A 19,151-nucleotide genomic window follows, 5' to 3' on the forward strand; every position below is an offset into this window, starting at 1 on the left:
CCAAAGATTCTTATTTATCCTTAATAAGTAGTAATGATTTTTTAATAATGCCAAGAATTCTTGTCATAGATGATGACCCGGCGATTTCAGAATTAGTTGCTGTCAACTTAGAAATGGCTGGTTATGATGTCAGCCAAGCGGAAGACGGTATTAAAGGTCAAGCATTGGCACTCCAATTGCAGCCAGACCTGATCATGTTAGATTTAATGTTACCTAGAGTCGATGGATTTACGGTTTGTCAAAGATTGCGTCGAGACGATCGCACTTCGGAAATCCCGGTGTTGATGCTGACAGCTTTGAGTCAAACTCAAGATAAGGTAGAAGGTTTTAACGCTGGGGCAGATGATTATCTCACTAAGCCCTTTGAAGTGGAAGAAATGCTGGCTAGGGTACGGGCATTATTGCGACGTACTGATCGCATACCACAGGCTGCGAAGCATAGCGAAATTCTTAACTACGGACCTTTAACCTTGGTTCCAGAAAGGTTTGAGGCGATATGGTTTAATCAGACTATTAAGTTAACACACCTGGAGTTTGAACTGCTACATTGTTTGTTACAACGTCACGGACAAACAGTTTCTCCCAGTGAAATACTCAGGGAAGTTTGGGGTTACGATCCAGATGACGATATTGAGACCATTCGCGTTCATATTCGCCACCTGCGAACTAAATTGGAACCAGATCCACGCCATCCCCGGTACATTAAAACAGTGTATGGTGCAGGTTATTGTTTGGAATTACCAAGCAGTCCCCCATCAGATGCAAGTGTAGCTGCGTCGGAGGTCGAATAAATAACGGTGAACTCTGGGGCGCAAATAGCAAACATTGGCACTCCCGTTCACCGGGTTTTTACTGAGTGCCAAATCTAATGTTTATTCTGAATTTTTTCTCTGATTTTTTTATTGATTTTTTTTAATTCATCAAATCAATGGCGACGGAAAGGTTTTTCTAGTCGTAAAGTTTCTAATTTTTGGAAAAACCTCAATGAGGAATAGAGGATTAAACCTGAAAATTAAACTTATAAGTAAGAGTTAATCATCGTTATATTTGACATATCGGCATGCAGATAGCATCTTTTCTCCGATAGTCAACTCCTTCTTTGTCCCATCGAGAGTATATCCCCCCTTCTGATAAAATTTTCGCGCTCTGAAATTATCTTCAAGTACCCAAAGCACGATACTCTTAACTTTACGTTGCCAAAGTTGTTCTTCACCAAACTTCATCAAATCTTTGCCAATCCCATATCCCCACATCTCAGGTTGGACGTAAATCGCGTAGATTTCACCTGCTTCCGATACATCTTGATCGCGACTAATACCCAAGGATATCCAACCCACAAGCTTTCCATCTAGCTGATAAACTAATGTATTTGTCAATGACTTGGATAAAGTGCTTAACCATCGCTGGGTTCTATTTTCTACGGACAAAGCTGTTAAATGTGAGTCAGGAACAATTCCGCTGTAAGCAATTTCCCATGTATGGATATGTATCTGAGCAATTGCAGATGCATCTTGGATAGTAGCTTGTCTAATCATCTACTTTTCTACTGAATTCCAATGCAATCGGGTATACAAGAACGATCGCATTAGTGTAATAAACAATTTGGGAAACAAAGACAGTAAAGAAGAAATCTATCTCCCCAACCATCTTCATTTCCCAATAATGAATTGAATTTGTTGTGTTCTTAGATTTAAAATTTTTGACTACAGCATTTACTAAGGAGCCAAAGCATTTCCGCGGATTAAACTACCGATAGTTTTAGCTGTAATTTTCATCTGTGTAATTGGATTAGCCGGGACAACAGTCTTATAAAGATAGCTGTCAAAGGTTAATCTCTGTACGTCAAGGTCATCGCACATTTCCACAAATGCTTCACGGGTAGCATCGGAACGATAAAATACCCTTTGCAGAATATCCAAAACTTTATAGGTGAGTCCGTACTTCTTATCCCACCGCTTCAAATAAAGCTTCAGTTCTGCTTCTGTAGGAATACGAGTTCCACCATTAGAAATTTCAACGATGGTTTCAGCACACATCCGTCCGGATTTAGCTGCAAAGTAAATACCTTCTCCTGAAGACTTGGTAACATAACCAGCAGCATCACCAACCAAAGCAACTCTACCAACTACGCGACGAGGACGAGGATGCTCGGGAATTGGATGAGCTTCTACCTTAATAATTTTACCGCCAACTAATTTCTTAGCAGCACGGGCACGGATCCCAGCTTGTAATTGCTTAATACTGGCTTTGTGCACCTGCATGGTACCAGTACCCACAGCAACGTGGTCATATTTGGGGAATACCCAAGCATAGAAGTCGGTAGAAACGTCATCACCAACATACATTTCTGCCAAATCTTCGTAATACCCCATCATCTCCTGAGGTAAACGAATCCGCTCTTGGAATGCGATCGCATAGTTGTAATCCCCTGCATCAATTTCTTTTGCGATTCGGGAATTAGCACCATCCGCACCAACAATTAAATCAACCTTCAGAGTTTTGGCAATACCTTTTGCCGCACCTTCAGAATGATCTATGTAATGAATAGTATATGGCTGTGTCTTATCTGTAGGAATATCAAGTTTATTAACGGTAGCATTAATTAAATTTGCACCTAATTTTGCCGCCCGATTACGCAAGTAGCCATCAAGTACCTCACGGCGACACATACCGATATATTCGTCTTGATTGACTAAGTTGATATCAACCTCCCGATTAGAAGGCGAAATCATCTTCATTTTCCGCACTTGACGGTCGATAATGTCTGGAGGAAGTTCGAATTCACTCACCATGCACAGAGGAATAGCTCCACCGCAAGGCTTAGCATTATCTAGTTTGCGCTCAAATAAATAAGTTTCAATTCCAGCTTTTGCTAATACTTCAGCAGTGCTCGAACCAGCTGGACCTGAGCCAACAACAGCAACCCTCAGACTCAAAGGTTTTCTCCCTATCTTGATATCACTCGAAGCATGTTACCACGGTATTTTGACTCATTTTGCGCCTAAGTGGGGAGATTCAAGTCAAATGCAACATTCCTTAAAGTTTCGCAACAAATGTCAGCATAAGAAGCAGGTATTTAAAGGTTTGCTATTATTCGCTTAGATATTATGCATTGAAAAACCTAATTCTTGTTAATTTTTTAAAAAAACTAATTAATCAAAAAATTAATTACTTAAAAAATTAATTGCTTCATCGCACCAAGCAATCCAATCTTCTTCGCATCTCAAACCTCTACGCAGTGTCAGGTATTGATATTTTTCAGATAATTGACAATTATCGATATCCTGAAAATATTCAGCTTCAATTTCTTGATAAGTTAACAATCTCTCCCAATGGTGCTGACGCTGCTCTCCTAAGATCTGAATCATCACTTCTTTAGGTACTAAGTAACCAGCAAATAGCTTAACTAAAATTTCTTCCTTCGCTGGTGATATTCCAGTTGGTTGAGCGATCCAATCCTGAAGAGTTTGCTTTCCTAAATCTGTAATTGAAAAGACTTTTTTGTCTGGACGACCTTCCTGAGCGATTTCCTCAGCTTTAATCCAATTTGACTGTTCTAATTTACGGAGTTCTCGATAAATTTGTTGATGAGTTGCTTTCCAGAAAAAACCTACGGAACCATCAAATTGCTTAGCTAGATCATAGCCACTACTTGATGAATCACATAAGGAAGCTAATATTGCATGGGATAAGGACATATTACTCTCACTTCTTGCCTAAATAATTTTTGCTCCTAATTGTTGAATATGCATTTTATTGCATATAAATTAAGGATACACAAATTTAACCCATAAACAAGAATATAAATAAGTCATATCTCATAACTTTCACCAATGTTATTAAAATGAACTACGTGTAGCCGTCTACGACTGTTCACGCATTAGCGTGCGGGCAAGCTACACGTTTCTGACGCTTCGTTTGAGCAACTTGCTTAAAACTTCCGCAATAAGTAGAGGTTTTCTCATCGACGTCTGTAGAGGCACGTTCCATACCCCTGTCTTGGAAAATTGCTCCACTTGGGGAAACCCCAAGACCGCATTTTCCGCTTGCATAGTTAAGCATTACCATTGCGGCAGCGACATCTCTATCACACCGATATCCACATTGCTCGCAATGGTGTTCTCGCTCAGACAACGTTTTCTTTTTCTGATGACCGCAATTAGGGCAAGTTTGAGAAGGTTTTACTTTCTTGGTTGGAATCTCAACATAAAACCCTCCAGCTTCGGTAACCTTATACTCGATCAAATCTTTTAAGTTACCAATACCAACATCGAGTAAAGACCTATTTAAACCGGACTTTTGACGTTTATTCTTACCTTTCGATTTGCGTGTCATCCCTTTAAGATTTAGCTTTTCAGTTGCTACCAGGCTATTACAGCTAACTATCTGTGTAGAAACTTTGTGTTGCCAATCTTGTCTTTGACGAGCTACTTTTGACTGTATTTTAGCTACAGCTTTATTTGCTTTTTTCCAGCGACGAGAAGCTTTAACTTTTTTCTTGAAGTTTGGAGAACGCTTACGACGACTGGTTTTAGCGATTTTGTTGATTTTATTCTGAGCAGTTTTAACAAATCTAGGATTACTTACTATATCGCCGTTGGAATCAGCGATTGCGTGGTGAGTACCAAAATCTAAACCAATCGCACCTTTATCAGTCTGATATCGGATAGGTGTGCAACCAACAGTGATTGAAGCGTACCATTTACCTTGCTTAAAAATAATTGTGCAAGTCTTTGGTGTTCCCCAGTCACGCGCTTGACCACGCATTTTAATATTACCCAAGTTAGTAATTTTCAGGTAACCGTTCTTCCCGTTGGTACAAGCCTTCCAGCCAGATTTACAGGGATAAGTCCATCCTTTATATCTACGACTGGCTTTAAATTTTGGATATCCAGACTTAAGTTTAAAAAATCGTTTGAATGCAAAATCAACACGTTTAACAGTGTCTTGCAATGCATGACTACCAAGTTCTTTATACTCTTCCCACTGCTCTTTGAATTCTGGTAAACAATTTTGCTGATCGTAATAATCAACAGACTTACCAAATTTTTTATAAGAAGTCCTACGATGCTCAATGCAAGCGTTGTACAGGTCTTTGTGTAACCTACGCCAGTAATGCATCTTATCATTTTGAGTTTTTGACGGGTAAAGTCTAAAAGTAATTCGTTTGGTAGCCATAACAACATGACCTGCGGTCACGCAATACCTACGGTACGCTCACGCTAGCCGCTAACGACCTATCTGTTATATTGGCTATTATAGTCATGCGGTTACACCCTGTCAACATGAAAGCTAGAAAAGGTTCTCATAGTGTTTTTAGTGTACGGTTGCACTTTGTCTTTGTAACTCATTATCGACGCAAAGCATTAAACGCAACAATGCTTGACCGTCTTAAGGGAATGGTCAAGCAAGTGTCAGAAAAGATGGGTTGTGAATTAATAGAGTTTAATGGTGAAACAGACCATATCCATATATTGCTAGATTTCCATCCTAAAAACTCAATAGCATCTGTTGTGGGAAGTTTAAAAAGTTCTACAGCACGAATGTTAAAAAAAGAATTCCCACAAGAGGTGCAAAAGCATTACTGGGGAAAAGTATCTTTTTGGTCTAATTCTTACTATGTAGCGTCTTGTGGTGGTGCGCCGATTGATGTTTTAAAAACATATATCCAAAGCCAAGAATCACCTTAGCCGGAGCGCTATCCTTCCCCATTCCGCGTCGCTGTTCACGCACTAGCGTGCGGATGAGAATGGGGACTGTCGCGCAATACGTTCAAAATCCCACCTTAAAATAAATTTCAACACGCTTTATGTCGCCGCTCTAGCGAACAAGGCTCATAGAATAAGTAGGTTAAAATCCACTATAAACCTTACCTAGTCTGATAAATCAGACTTATCCTATTAGCCTGGGAATTTATTCCAAGGCGATCATTGAGAATGCTGCAAGATATCAGATATTCGATAATGTTATTTATGGGATCGCATCTAGAAAAACTGAAATGATAAAGATTTAAAGATTTGTGTTCTTTCCAAAAGCTTGAATTTTATTGGATAAATGGCGTAAATCAAGAAAGAAAAATTATCGGTAATACAAATTGTTGTTAGCTGAATTTGCTCCACTTGCTTTAATCGCGATCGCATCTACAGGTATAAATAAACTGCAATCTCTTTGTGTGTCTTCGTCAGGAATACCAAAAGATAGTGCAACTATTTGGGTTCCAGAGTCTTGTGCTGGAATTACAGGAACACAAGTTTACAATACTTCCCTGAAAAAACACGTAGCCAGTTTATGGTACAACCAAAAGGCATTTGTTTTTTGTTTGGCTACAGGTGCAGTCGTGAGATTAATAGCACCTTTACTAGGAAATAAATCCAGCGATCCCGCAGTGTTGGTGATTGACGAAAAAGGACAATTTGTCATTAGTTTGTGTGGTGGACATCAAGGGGGCGGGGATCGATTAGCACAACTAATTGCTACAAAAATTGGCGCAACGCCCATATTAACTGGTGCTTCAGCTAGTTTAGAATTACCAGCTGTGGATATGTTGGGAGTTCCCTTCGGTTGGTGTAGGGGTAAAGGAGACTGGACTGCTGTCAGTGCATCTGTAGTGAGGGGCGAACCTGTACAAGTAGTTCAAGAAGCTGGTTCTACTATATGGCGAACAGCAAAGGGTGTGGAAAAATCTTCTCTGTGTTTTGAAGAAACTGTTGATACTACAGCTAAAATTTGGATTACTTATAAGTCTTTTACAGATAAAAATTCTACCCATAAACCTTCTACCCATAAATCTTCTACGCAGAATTCACCATTTAAACTCAAAGATCAGAATTATACTGAGCAACCTGAAAAATCAATAGTTACCTGGTATCCAAAAGTTTTGTGGGTTGGAATTGGTTGCGAACGAGGAACGCCACGAAAGGTAATAGAAGCTGCAATTAAAAATACTTTTCAAGAATATCAACTAGCAAAAGATGCGATCGCAGGTATTGCCACCATTGATATTAAATCGGATGAAGTGGGTTTAGTAGAATTGTGCGCAAACAATAATTTACCCCTGAGAACTTTTAGCCGCGAAATTCTCAAAAATATATCGGTACCCAATCCTTCCCAAATAGTCGCGAAGGAAGTGGGAACACCTAGTGTAGCCGAAGCTGCAGCTTTATTGGCTGCTTTAATTCCTTCCCACACTGACAAGGAATTAACTGACAAGGAATTAACTGAAGAGATATTGAATTCCAGTCAGGGGAAAACCAAAGGGGAAATGCTAATTCCCAAACAGATTTTTCGTTTAGAAGGACAACCTGGTGCAGTGACAGTTGCTGTCACCAAATCGGAAAGAGAATATACAGGTAGAAAAGGCAAAATTTTACTTGTAGGTACTGGACCCGGAGAATTACAACAAATTACACCCGCAGCCAAAACTGCGATCGCATCTGTGGATGCAGTCATTGGTTATGGTCTTTATCTCGATTTAATTAGCCCTTTGTTAAGAACAGGGCAAATAATAGAAGCATTACCAATTACAAAGGAAAGACAACGAGCCCAAAGAGCAATTGAATTGGCTAATTGGGGTTTAAGTGTAGCTGTTGTTTCCTCAGGTGATTGTGGAATTTACGGTATGGCGGGATTAGTCCTGGAAGAATTACAAGTTTGTGGTTGGGATGGGAAAACTCCTGGGATCGAAATTTTTCCTGGTATTACTGCTTTGCAAGCAGCAGCTTCCCGGGTAGGAACGCCATTAATGCATGATTTTTGTGCCATCAGCTTAAGCGATCTACTGACGCCTTGGGAGGTAATTGAAAAACGTTTACAAGCTGCTGCTGCTGCCGATTTTGTCACAGCTTTATATAATCCCAAATCGAAAACCCGTACGGAACAATTAACAATCGCCACAAATATTTTTTTACAACATCGCAATCCAAACACAACAGTTGCAGTAGTTCGTTCGGCTTATCGCGAAGACGAGCAAATTACTATCACTACTTTAGATAAATTATTGGATGTTTCTGTGGATATGCTAACTATAGTTTTAATTGGTAACCAAAGTACACGTAACTACTGTGAATGGATGATAACTCCACGAGGGTATATTAATTAAGTCAAAAGTAAAAAGTAAAAAGTCATTAGCGGATCCGTAAGGTAGCGGCTCCGTAGGTAGCGCAGCTATAGCTATAGCGTGTCCGTAGGACATAATACAGAAGTCAGGAATCAGGAGACAGGAATCAGGAGGTTGATTAAAACGAAATAAATTCATCTCCCATTACCTATTACCCATTACCCATTACCCATTACCTATTACTCATTACTCATTACTCATTACTCATTACTCATTACTCATTACCCATTACCCATTCTCATTACTCATTACTCATTACTCATCTTCTATCAAGTAGGTCTAAGTATATAGTTAATAGAACTACAAACAAAAGATAGAACAATTGAACCCAACAAAGCTGCTATTGGTCCTTCAATGATAAAACCATAGCTAGGAGTCAAGACGCTTGCAATCCAGAGAGTAAAACCATTAACCACAAATGTAAATAAGCCAAAAGTTAATAAAGTAATTGGAGAAGCTAAAACTCTCAGAATTGGTCGAATAATAGCATTGACAATCCCAATTACTAATGCAGCTAATAAGGCTGTCATAAAATTATCAACTTTAAAACCAATATTGATGTAATGAAGAATACTAGAAGTAATAAGTAAGGCAAAAGCAGTGCCTATCCAAGTGAATAAAAAACGTCGCATAACCTTTTTTAATTAATCAGCGGGAAGTAAGAATTATCTGATACATGAGTACTTATTGCACCCCAAAACCTCAAAATCAATACTTTAATTAAAATCAATGCTTTAAACTAAAGACTGACTTGTCCTGCATCAAAACAAGCAAAGAATATCAGTATATGACTTCCCTACAGAAAAATGTGGAAAAATAACTCTCTTCCTGCTGTCAATTCGATGTTGGGGAATAGTAATCGGGAAAAATTAGTTTAATATATCAGAATTATCCCACCTATAGGCTGTGTACTGTAAAACACTACCAATCTTACTTTAGGTTAGCGTCTAATCTGTCGATTAATAATTTGCCAAGTTGCTCCACCAACAACGCCATCGGCTTCTAATCCGTAACGTTTTTGTAATGCCTTAACTGCTGTTTCTGTTAGGGAGCCAAAGTCTCCATCTATACCAGTTTTCAGGAAACCCAGTCTTTTTAATTGTTTTTGTAATTTTAATACTTCTGCACCACGCATTCCCAAACGTAAAATTGGAAATCCTTGTGCAGTATATTGAATTTCAGGTTTTTTAGAAGAACTGGGTTTCTTACTAGAAGATGAAGTGGAGTTTTGATTTGATGATGGACTTTTTCTCGCGGGTTTCTTTCTCGGAGGTTTTACTGGTCTTGGTTCTGGACGAGTTGGAATATTTCGGGTAACTTCTTCAGAATCGATCTCATTTCCTCTAATAGTCGCGACTTCCGAAGGAACGGGAAAGTCTGAGTTATTATTTCCACTTGCACTTTCTCCAGCAGGTGGAATAGGAAACAAAGTTTCCCAAGTATTATTATCAACAATACCGCTTGGAATTAAACCCGCAGCGACCTGAAAACTAGAAACGGCGTTAGCGGTATTTTTGTCATAAACTCCATCTACTTCCCCTGAATAAAAATTCAAGAGTTTCAAAGCTGCTTGCAATTCTGAAACAAATGCTCCTTTACTACCCACTTGTAAATTTGGGCGAGAAACTTTTCCTTTAATAATTACTTGGTAATTTGGCTCTTGTGCACCAACTGAGACAGCACTAACAGAGCCGATCGCCAAAGGTATTAAAGAACAAAGTAATAATAAATGAAATTGACTGCTAGGAGATATATTCAATGACAATGCTGAGCGCAAGCTGTTGAAAATACTTGCTTTCTCCATCGCGATCGTGGAATTAGTCCCCGAATACTTCATGCTTTACAGTTTTGAAATATAGTTTTGAAATTTTTCTAGAGTTGGTGAATCATCCTAGATTTAATGAATAATTCCTAAAATTAATGAAGAATTATCTCGAAAATTTAGTAATTATTTCTAGAACTGGTAAATATTGCTGAAATTATTCCAATTACAGCGACAGTGTCTTGGGAGTTTATAGATTACAGGATCGAATTGCCTTATGCCAAATGTTAAAAACGTTTCATCTTAAAACTGTTTATAAAAACAAAAAACACATTCACAAACATATTCACACTTTTGGGGTATACACAGTTCCTTTTATCGCTCTGCATAGCTTCAAAAAGAGCAATCTGTCTTGGCTCATGAATCCTGCATTTTTCAATCAAACCACTATACTAATGACACAGTATTAACCGCTTCTTTTTGACCCACTAAGGACACATAAGGTTCCCATAAGTATTTACGAGCACAAGCAAGTGCATTTTCTTGGGTCACAGCGGTAATTTGTTCTTGAAACCTGCGATCAAAGTCTATCCCCAAACCTAAAATCTCATACCAACCATAGATTTGAGCAATTTGGGCGTTTGTTTGCTTCCCGAGGGCGTATTGTCCCAGAATTTTATTCTTTGCTGCAATTAAAGCTGATTCAGAAATTTCTTTGCTTGAAAGTAAATCAACTTCTTTACGTAATCCTGCAAGGGCTGTACTGGTGTTGTTAGGAGCTGTACCCATATAAACTATAAATGAAGCGGGGAATAGTCTAGTGGGGTAAAAAGCCGAAACATCGTAAGCCAAACCTCTTTTTTCCCGTAACTCTACAAACAAACGGCTAGAAAGTCCATTTCCTAAATACGTTGAGATTAACTTTAGGGAAGCATAATCGGGAGAAAGCACCGAAGTACCCAAATAACCCAACATAATAATAGATTGTTGAGTTGCTTGAGGAGTGATTTGATGTTGTGGTGCAGCACTTATATCTGGTAGCTCGAGTTCTGGTGGCTTTGACTCTGTTGTAGATTCCCAATCACCAAAAACATCTTCAACTAAAGCGACAGCTTCATCAGAGGTAATTTTTCCGGCAATACTAATTACCATATTATCCGGACGGAAATAGGTTTTGTGATATTGTTCTATGTCATCCCGAGAAATACTCGCCATGGTCGTCTCATTTCCCAGTACTGACATGGAGTAGGGATGATTTTGATACATTACCTGCCGCAGTTTCTCGAACGCCACCGAAAATGGCTGTTCTTTTTGAGAACGAATATCTTGTAGGGCGATACGTTGTTCGAGTTCTACTTCTGCTTGGGGAAATGTTGGCGTTCGTAAAATTTTGGCAGCCAACTTTAAAATTTCTGTAAAGTCAGTGGTGACGGTTTTCAAGGACAATAAAAAGTAGTCAGGAGTGGTATCTGCACCTAAACTTGCTCCTACTGACTCCACTTTCTCGGCAATTTCCAGACTAGAGAGTCCGGAACATCCTTTGGTTAAAACGGCTGAAAGTAAATGGGCTAAACCTGATTGCTGGGGCTGTTCGTTGCAACTCCCCGCCCGGAAAAAAATCCGCGCTGCGATAATATCACAAGTTGAATTTTCTGAGGATAGCACTACAATTCCATTCGGAAGAACAGTGCGATTGATGGTAGATCTGAGCAGCGAGATTGTTGTCATTTGTGTTTTGTCCTTTGTCCTTCGTCACAAGCCATTAAACACTAGTCAAAAATAAAAACTAGCGAACAATCTACATTTAATGACTGATAACGTTTATTAGGGTTTCAATATACCCACCGCATAATTACTCGGTGAGAGGTATTCTTGGGCGATTTTTTGCAATTTTTGGCTGTCAAAGGACTGAATTTTTTCGGGATATGCAACTGCAAGCTCAACCTCAGCTATTGTGTTGTAATAACCATAAAGACCCGCCAGTTGATTGGGGGTTTCAGTAGAAAAGGCATAATCGTTACATAGTAGTCGTTGAGAACGAGTAATTTCTTCTTCGCTCAATCCAAAAGAAATTAAATCTTCCAAATGATTGCGAATTAGTAACTCCACCCGTTCCAGATTTTTTGAATCTAACCAAGCTGTAATGGTAAATAAACTCGATTCTCTCTGTAAGGCGAAGTTACTATAAATTGACTGCACTAACTGTTGGTTTTCCCGCAAATCTCTAATCAGTCGAGATGTTCGTCCCTGTGCCAATATTGCTGAAAGTAGATCTAAGCCATAAGCTACATCTAAATTTTCAACACCTGGTGTGATCCAGGCCATAATTAATCTAGCTTGTCCTAAGTTGGGCAAACTCATTTCTTGACGAGTAATACCCGACAATACTGGTTTTGTTATTTGCTGTGGTAATTCATAATCAGCACGTTTGGGAAAATATTCGAATGCGCGATCGACTAATTCCAATGCAGAAGTAGATTCTATTCCCCCGACTACAACTACCGTAGTATTTTCCGGTTGGTAGTGAGTGTGATGAAAACATCGCATCGCTTCCGGAGAATGCTGACGTACTTCGCTTTCAGCTCCTAATATTGGGCGTCCGTAAGGATGATTTTGGTAAATATCAGCAGCCAAAGACCGAAAGACCATCCAATCGGGATTATCTTGTGCTTGACGAATTTCTTCCAACACCACATCTCGCTCCCGGAGAAATTCGTCTTCGGGTATTGCCGCATTCAAAACTAATTCTCCCAAATCTGGCAAGGTTTCTTGGAGATGATTTGCCGCTGTCGTTAGAGAATAATGAACGTAGTCATAACTTGTTGCAGCATTCGTGACCCCACCTTGGTTCTCAATTTTTCGGTCGAAGACTCCTGCAGGTAATGTTGGAGTTCCTTTAAAAATCATATGTTCCAAAAAATGAGCAATCCCAAACCAAGGTTTAGGTTCCAAGGTTGTACCAGCACGTACCCAAACATCTGCCACAACTACAGGAGTGGTAGAAACCTCTTGATGTACGAATGTTAGACCATTATCTAATTTGAAAACCGAAGCAGGAAACACGTCTTTATTTCAGTGCCTTAATAAGTTTTGCTGCTTTAAAGGACATTTTTATCCAATTTCTCTGCGATTTTAGCTTTTGTAAACTCATTAGTTAGAGTCTACTTATACGATTAATCTGTGCTTGTTATGGTAACAGGTTCTTCTGATTCAATCTTAATATATTATTAAATACCTTGTATAAAATATAATTATACCCATCTAGTGTTAACGTCTTTTATCAACACCTTCGTATTGAGTTACATAAATAATTTCTTATTATTCACATATGTTACACATTATGTACAACTTCATATAATTTCAAGTCCCATCTTTAATTGTGTTGATATTAGCTTGACATTAAAATTAGTGGTGTAAGCAATGATTAAGAACCAGCATTTAACCCTAAAGCTAAAACCCTGAAATTAGAAATTTAAATTTAAAACCCTAAAACTAGAAATTTAAAACTAGAAATTTAAATCTAAAAACTTAATTCCAAGACTAAATTAAACACCCAAATTAAAATAAACACCCAAATTAAAATAAACACCCAAATTAAAATTAAAGCTCCCAAGCCTACTTACTGGCTCCAGGAGCTAAATTATTTGGGTTAGCCGCAACGCCGTTTTACCTAAGTTTATGACCTGGTAAAACCAGGTGGGCACCTTGCATCTCGTTTGAAGTTTCCGGATACTGGTCCGGTTTACCGCTACAAGACGACTTTGGTTCCCTTACTTATTAAAGTCATAGATCACAAAACTTTAATGGCAGTCACCAACGTCTCAGCCAACCGTCATTATTATAGCCTTTAATCCGAAATTGTCTAGTGGTTATTGGAAACCGGTATATGGCTAACGCCACGCATTAGCGTAGCGTGTTAGCCCGCGCCTATGTCTACGACACGCTTTGCTAACGGCGAACGTCCCAAAGGGGCGCGCAACTCGTAAGGTTATTACCTAGAGCCTGCGGGGATGGCAGATCCGTTCGGAACGTAGCGCAGCTATAGGTAACGTAGTTATAGCCTCTAGCTATAGCTGCGCTAACGACGCAAGCCGCGTGCATTTGTCGCTAGACGCGTCCAAGCCGGTACGCTATTGCTAGCCGCTAACGGTAATTGGCAATTTAAACCAATTATTTCATTGAAAAAAGATTCAAGAGTACCAAATAGATTCGACTTGATGAGCTACATTAAGAGCATCATTGCGGCTCTGAGCATTCAGTAAAACAGTGACATGTCCCAATTTACGTCCGGGACGCGATTCAGCTTTACCATACCAGTGTAGGTTTGCCTGAGGAATTTGCTCTATTTGTTGACATTTTTCTACCCAGTCACTTTCGGAATTTTCTGTTCCCAAAAGATTTACCATGACAGCCCCTGGAGAAGTCATTTTTGTATTACCCAAGGGAAAATCGCATATCGCTCGCAAATGTTGCTCGAACTGAGAAGTTTCACAAGCATCAATAGAAAAATGTCCGCAATTATGAGTGCGAGGTGCAATCTCGTTTACTAATAATCCAGATTCAGCACTCAAGAAAAACTCAATTCCGAAAGTTCCAACTACTTCCAATTTATTTAGGATAGTCGAAGCAATATTTTTTATTTCCTCCACCGTTTGAGATGAAATATCAGCAGGAGCGATCACCCGACGACAAACTTGTTCTTCCTGCTGAGTTTCCACAACCGGATGGATCGCAATCTCTCCAATAGCAGAACGGGTAGCTATTACTCCCAACTCTGTTTCAAAAGGGATAAACTGCTCCAGTAACAAACTTGTGGTGGTTGAATTTTGTTTATAAAACAATAATTTTGCTTTTAAGTCTTTTAAATTTTCAACAATATGAGTACCCTGACCATCATAACCATGACGGCGAGCTTTTATTACTAGTGGCAAACCCAAATGTCGGCAAATTAAATCTTCGCCAGCATCCATATTTACGTCGAATGCTACAAACTTGGGTACGGGTAATCCTAAATCGCACAAAAAACGTCGTTGATTATACTTGTCTAATAAAGGCTTCAATGAATCTAATTTCGGACGGAAAGAAACTCCTTGTTGTGATAATTTTGATAATTGTTCTAAATTAACAAATTCATTTTCAAAAGTAATTAAATCACATATTTTTGCTAAATTAGCCGTTGCGTCGGCATCAGCAACTGAAGCAAACACTGTATCACTAGCGACGCTAACGGCTGGGTCTCGAGCATTGGGCGTTTGTACGATTATTTCTATCGCTAATTTCTTTGCCGCCTTACCGAGCATCCACGCTAGTTGACCGCCACCAATTACACCAACACGCTTTATCGACATCCTTAAAGAATCACTATTTGCTATACTTCACAATTCCATGTCCCCAAATAAATAAAGTTTCATCCTACTCTCTCTTCCCACTGTCGCAATAACATATTTGGAAGCTAATTGAATGTTACCTTGATGCATTACAGCATACCAATAATCTTAGATGATTGTGAAATTTTGAACAGTCAATTAGTAAGGGTAGTCGCTACAAACTAAAGAGGGCACTGAGTAACAAAAAATCTAATTTAATTATAAGTAAATATATCCTGAAGTATTCATCTGTAGACTCCAACATGAAATAATTATTACTTACTATTTATCTACTGTTAATAACTTACCATCATGTATCATATTTTTTTTAATTACGTTTAATTAACTATGAATATCTGATGGTTTAGTTTTGATATTTACCGGAAGATTACGATGGAAAAATTTTTATTACCAATTCTAGAAAAATACTGTAACATTAACTACAATCAGTGTAGTTGATGCGAATGCAATAAAAATATACATTACTCAATTGATTTAAATTGTTATTGTAAAGCAATATTTTCTTTTTAGATTACAAACATTGAAGATCATCCCATCAATAAACATATAAAATTTGACAATAAACTTAAATGTAACTGCTTTGTATATACTCCCTTAATATTGAGATTTCTTATCAAATTAACAATAGAGGGGCTCCCAAAAAATAGCCGATTATTATTATTTACTCTGTTTGCATTAGTTACGTTTTTAATTTAATTTAGTTAAGGATTTTAATTTTCTTAAAGAATATTTTTGTTTTGTAAAATATAGATTGCTATAGTTATAGTATGTCTCTTTGAAATTTGGGTAGATTTTATTCTGGTTTTGCTTGCATATTTTCTAGTGTTGTGATTTTATAAACAGATGCAATTGTCTTATTAGTAACTAAGTGAAAACTCTATACTGAAAGTAAGGATTCGGTGTTTATTAAAGTCAATATGTAATATAAGAAATAAAAGCTTCACTGAGCGCGACCAATGACCTCAACCCTATTAAAATTTCCTCGTCTAAATGCTCCAAAAATTCACAGGTTGTCCAATGGTTTGACAATACTTGCGGAGCAAATTCCGGTAGCAGCAGTAAACCTTAGTTTGTGGAGTAAAGTCGGGTCAGCAGTAGAAACTGATACGATTAATGGCATGGCTCATTTCCTCGAGCACATGGTTTTTAAAGGTACCCAAAGATTAGCCGCAGGTGAATTTGAGCGTCGAGTAGAAGAAAGGGGTGGAGTTACTAATGCTGCAACAAGTCAGGACTATACTTACTACTACATCACTACAGCTCCAAAGGATTTTGCCGATTTAGCTCCCCTACAAGTTGATGTTGTAATTAATCCGACAATTGTAGATGATGCTTTCGAACGAGAACGATTGGTAGTGCTCGAAGAAATTAGACGTTCGGAAGATAATCCCCGTCGCCGCAGTTTTCGTCGAGCAATGGAATTAGCATATGAGAACTTACCTTATCGGCGTCCGGTACTAGGTCCAGAGTCGATAATTAGTCAACTCAAGCCGCAGCAAATGCGTGATTTCCACAGTCATTGGTATCAACCCGATGCAATTACGGCGGTAGCGGTGGGTAATTTACCAGAAGAAGAATTGATTGATATTCTCAAACAGGGATTTGAGGATGTCTTTAGTCGTAAGGGAATTCACTTACCCCAAAGTTCTAACGATTATTCCGATGGGATAATTGGTAGTAGCAAGCCTGATAGTGAAAAACCATTTACAGAAATTGTTCGCCAAGAGTTCATTGATGAAAATCTACAGCAAGCGCGTTTAATGATGCTGTGGCGAGTTCCGGGGTTAAATCAACTGGAATTAACTTTTGCGTTAGATGTATTAGCTGGGATTTTGGGTCAAGGACTTACATCCAGACTAGTTAGGGATTTACGGGAAGAGCAAGGATTAGTTTCCTATATCTCTGCAAGTAACATGACTAATAAGTGGCAAGGAACATTTTATATTTCCGCCCATTGTTCGGTAGAAAATTTGCCCTTAGTAGAAGCAGCGATTGTCAAACATATTGCTAGACTCAGTCAGGAGACAATTCAAGAATCAGAAATTGCTCGGGTGCGCAAGCGAGTTGCAAATAGATTTATTTTTGCTAATGAAAAACCCAGCGATCGCGCTGGTTTATATGGTTATTATCAGACTCTACTTGACAATCTAGAAGTAGCTTTTGATTATCCAAACTACATTCAAGCTCAAGAAACTAGTGACTTGATGCAAGCAGCACAGAAATATCTTTCACCAGAGGCTTATGGCGTAATCTCACTCAAGCCAGCAGTATAAATGATATATGCAATATCTACGGGGTACAAATGGAAAAATTAATTATAAAAATGATAAATTACGACCCCCAAGAATGACTCTTGAAGAGTAACTCTTAAAGAGCCAAATTTTGCAATACTAACAATTTTTGTTTTGGCGATCGCCATAGTATAAAAAACAGATTATCTGACTTTTTCTTCCCAGATTATTTCTTGGACGATTCCTTCTGCATTAGTTCTACAAAATAATGCCAGTATGTGTTTGTATAATTTCAGTTATAGTAAATCTGTTTTTATTTTGTGGTGTGTAGCGCTAGCGCGAGGTATATTGTGTTTTCATATGAGTTATAAATGATGAGTTATAAATTATGTTAGCGGCATAACGCATTCTAACAGATATTAGCCCAGCCACCCCGTAAGGCTTAACGGCGCTAGCCCAAAGTCATGAATTATGAGTTGTTTATGTTAGGGCGGTGGGGCGCATTTCACTCACACATTTATAGTATGGTGGTGGGTTGTTTCCCTGGCAAAAGCTAAAATTCAGAATTCCAAACTTCAGAATTCCAAACTTAAAATTCCCCGACCCCAAAATTTAATCTTAATTATGTGGACTGAAATTGACACCCATATAAGCCAAGTTACTGGTAATAAATTCCAAACCCAGAAATGGCGTTCGGTTGGTGGTGGGTGCATCAACCAAGGTTACTTTATCTCTGATGGACAGCACAGCTACTTTGTCAAAATGAACCGAGCAGCCAAACTCGCGATGTTTGAAGCAGAGGCGTTGGGCTTAAAAGAAATTTATGATGTCGGTACTATCCGCGTTCCTAAACCAATTTGTTCTGGGGTCGCCGGTAACTCTTGTTACTTTGTAATGGAGTGGTTAAGCATGGGTAAGGGTAATCCTAAGTCCTGGGAAGAAATGGGACAAAGATTAGCTGCAATGCATAAGTATCATTTAAATACTGGTCGCGAGAAAAAGTTTGGTTGGAATATCAATAATACAATCGGTGCTACCCCCCAAATCAATACTTGGACGCAAAACTGGGTAGAATTTTATATCAAAAATCGATTAGCTTATCAATTTGAGCTTGCAAAGCGGCGCGGTAGTCATTTTCCCCAAGCACAACAGTTACTAAATGCTATCCCCAAACTATTATCAGGTCATCAAGTTCAACCATCATTGGTGCATGGAGATTTATGGGGAGGTAATGCTGGATTTACAGAAGATGGGGAACCAGTAATTTTTGATCCAGCGACCTATTACGCCGATAGAGAAGTTGATATTGCCATGACAGAGCTTTTCGGCGGTTTCCCTGCAGCATTTTATCGCGGTTACAACAAAGTTTTCCCTTTGAATAAAGGTTATGAAAAGCGGAAAATTTTATATAACTTGTATCATATTATCAATCATTTCAACTTATTTGGTAGTGGTTATGTGGGACAAGCAAACAGTATGATTTCCAGGATTTTAGGATAAAAAATGAGTAATAAGTAACAAGTAATGAGTAATGTTAGCGCCTAGCGGAAGCGTACCGGATCCGCAGGTAGCAGTTCCGTAGGTAGCGCAGCTATAGCTAGAGCCTGCGGCGTCGGCGAAGCCTCTAGGTATCGCGCACAGTAATGAGTAACAAG

14 protein-coding genes and 1 other RNA gene are annotated in these 19,151 nt (G+C 38.7%); 5 read left to right on the forward strand and 10 right to left on the reverse strand.

Going from position 1 to position 19,151, the window contains the following annotated elements:
- The first annotated feature begins 47 nt into the window (after window positions 1–47).
- Window positions 48–791 (forward strand): response regulator transcription factor, encoded by a 744-nt coding sequence (locus QNJ50_RS00775; protein ID WP_300631027.1) that lies wholly within the window; start codon window positions 48–50, stop codon window positions 789–791.
- Between the two features lie 240 nt (window positions 792–1,031).
- Here the strand turns inward: QNJ50_RS00775 and QNJ50_RS00780 are convergent, their stop codons facing one another.
- The 4 genes from QNJ50_RS00780 to QNJ50_RS00795 form a co-directional block, all read right to left on the reverse strand.
- Complete coding sequence (locus tag QNJ50_RS00780; RefSeq protein ID WP_300631029.1) at window positions 1,032–1,535, reverse strand: GNAT family N-acetyltransferase; 504 nt, start codon at window positions 1,533–1,535, stop codon at window positions 1,032–1,034.
- Between the two features lie 180 nt (window positions 1,536–1,715).
- Window positions 1,716–2,936: a geranylgeranyl reductase gene (gene chlP / locus QNJ50_RS00785; RefSeq protein ID WP_300631031.1), complete on the reverse strand. Its 1,221-nt coding sequence runs from the start codon at window positions 2,934–2,936 to the stop codon at window positions 1,716–1,718.
- Window positions 2,937–3,164: 228 nt separating this feature from the next.
- A complete protein-coding gene (locus QNJ50_RS00790) occupies window positions 3,165–3,698 on the reverse strand; it encodes a PadR family transcriptional regulator (protein WP_300631033.1) in 534 nt (177 codons plus the stop codon).
- 175 nt (window positions 3,699–3,873) lie between these two features.
- Complete coding sequence (locus tag QNJ50_RS00795) at window positions 3,874–5,178, reverse strand: transposase (RefSeq protein ID WP_300631035.1); 1,305 nt, start codon at window positions 5,176–5,178, stop codon at window positions 3,874–3,876.
- A gap of 107 nt (window positions 5,179–5,285) precedes the next feature.
- On the opposite strand from QNJ50_RS00795, the gene tnpA reads away from it, so the two are divergent.
- Together tnpA and cobJ are read left to right on the forward strand one after the other, a co-directional pair.
- Window positions 5,286–5,690: an IS200/IS605 family transposase gene (gene tnpA / locus QNJ50_RS00800; protein WP_300631151.1), complete on the forward strand. Its 405-nt coding sequence runs from the start codon at window positions 5,286–5,288 to the stop codon at window positions 5,688–5,690.
- Between the two features lie 404 nt (window positions 5,691–6,094).
- Window positions 6,095–8,098: a precorrin-3B C(17)-methyltransferase gene (cobJ, locus tag QNJ50_RS00805; protein ID WP_300631037.1), complete on the forward strand. Its 2,004-nt coding sequence runs from the start codon at window positions 6,095–6,097 to the stop codon at window positions 8,096–8,098.
- Window positions 8,099–8,385: 287 nt separating this feature from the next.
- Here cobJ and QNJ50_RS00810 read toward each other — a convergent pair whose 3' ends face one another.
- From QNJ50_RS00810 to QNJ50_RS00835, 6 genes are all read right to left on the reverse strand, one after another.
- Window positions 8,386–8,748, reverse strand: coding sequence for a phage holin family protein (locus QNJ50_RS00810; protein WP_300631039.1), 363 nt, complete (start codon window positions 8,746–8,748; stop codon window positions 8,386–8,388).
- A gap of 308 nt (window positions 8,749–9,056) precedes the next feature.
- Window positions 9,057–9,953 carry a peptidoglycan-binding domain-containing protein gene (locus QNJ50_RS00815; RefSeq protein ID WP_300631041.1) on the reverse strand — a complete coding sequence of 299 codons (897 nt, stop codon included), beginning with the start codon at window positions 9,951–9,953 and terminating at the stop codon, window positions 9,057–9,059.
- Between the two features lie 372 nt (window positions 9,954–10,325).
- On the reverse strand, window positions 10,326–11,606 hold the full coding sequence (locus QNJ50_RS00820; protein ID WP_300631043.1) for a pitrilysin family protein: 1,281 nt from the start codon (window positions 11,604–11,606) through the stop codon (window positions 10,326–10,328).
- A 96-nt stretch (window positions 11,607–11,702) separates the two neighbouring features.
- A complete protein-coding gene (locus QNJ50_RS00825) occupies window positions 11,703–12,941 on the reverse strand; it encodes a pitrilysin family protein (RefSeq protein WP_300631045.1) in 1,239 nt (412 codons plus the stop codon).
- Between the two features lie 583 nt (window positions 12,942–13,524).
- A non-coding RNA gene (gene ssrS, locus QNJ50_RS00830) (6S RNA) lies at window positions 13,525–13,709 on the reverse strand.
- 359 nt (window positions 13,710–14,068) lie between these two features.
- Entirely contained in the window at window positions 14,069–15,220 is a 1,152-nt protein-coding gene (locus QNJ50_RS00835) for a 5-(carboxyamino)imidazole ribonucleotide synthase (RefSeq protein ID WP_300631153.1), read from the reverse strand.
- A gap of 1,001 nt (window positions 15,221–16,221) precedes the next feature.
- Between QNJ50_RS00835 and QNJ50_RS00840 the strand changes: the two genes are divergently transcribed.
- On the forward strand, window positions 16,222–17,538 hold the full coding sequence (locus QNJ50_RS00840) for a pitrilysin family protein (RefSeq protein WP_300631047.1): 1,317 nt from the start codon (window positions 16,222–16,224) through the stop codon (window positions 17,536–17,538).
- A gap of 582 nt (window positions 17,539–18,120) precedes the next feature.
- Window positions 18,121–18,996, forward strand: a complete 876-nt coding sequence (locus QNJ50_RS00845; protein WP_300631049.1) for a fructosamine kinase family protein — start codon at window positions 18,121–18,123, stop codon at window positions 18,994–18,996.
- Window positions 18,997–19,151: the final 155 nt, after the last annotated feature.

It is taken from the genome of Mastigocoleus sp. MO_188.B34, from assembly GCF_030065675.1.
Taxonomy (GTDB): domain Bacteria; phylum Cyanobacteriota; class Cyanobacteriia; order Cyanobacteriales; family Nostocaceae; genus Mastigocoleus.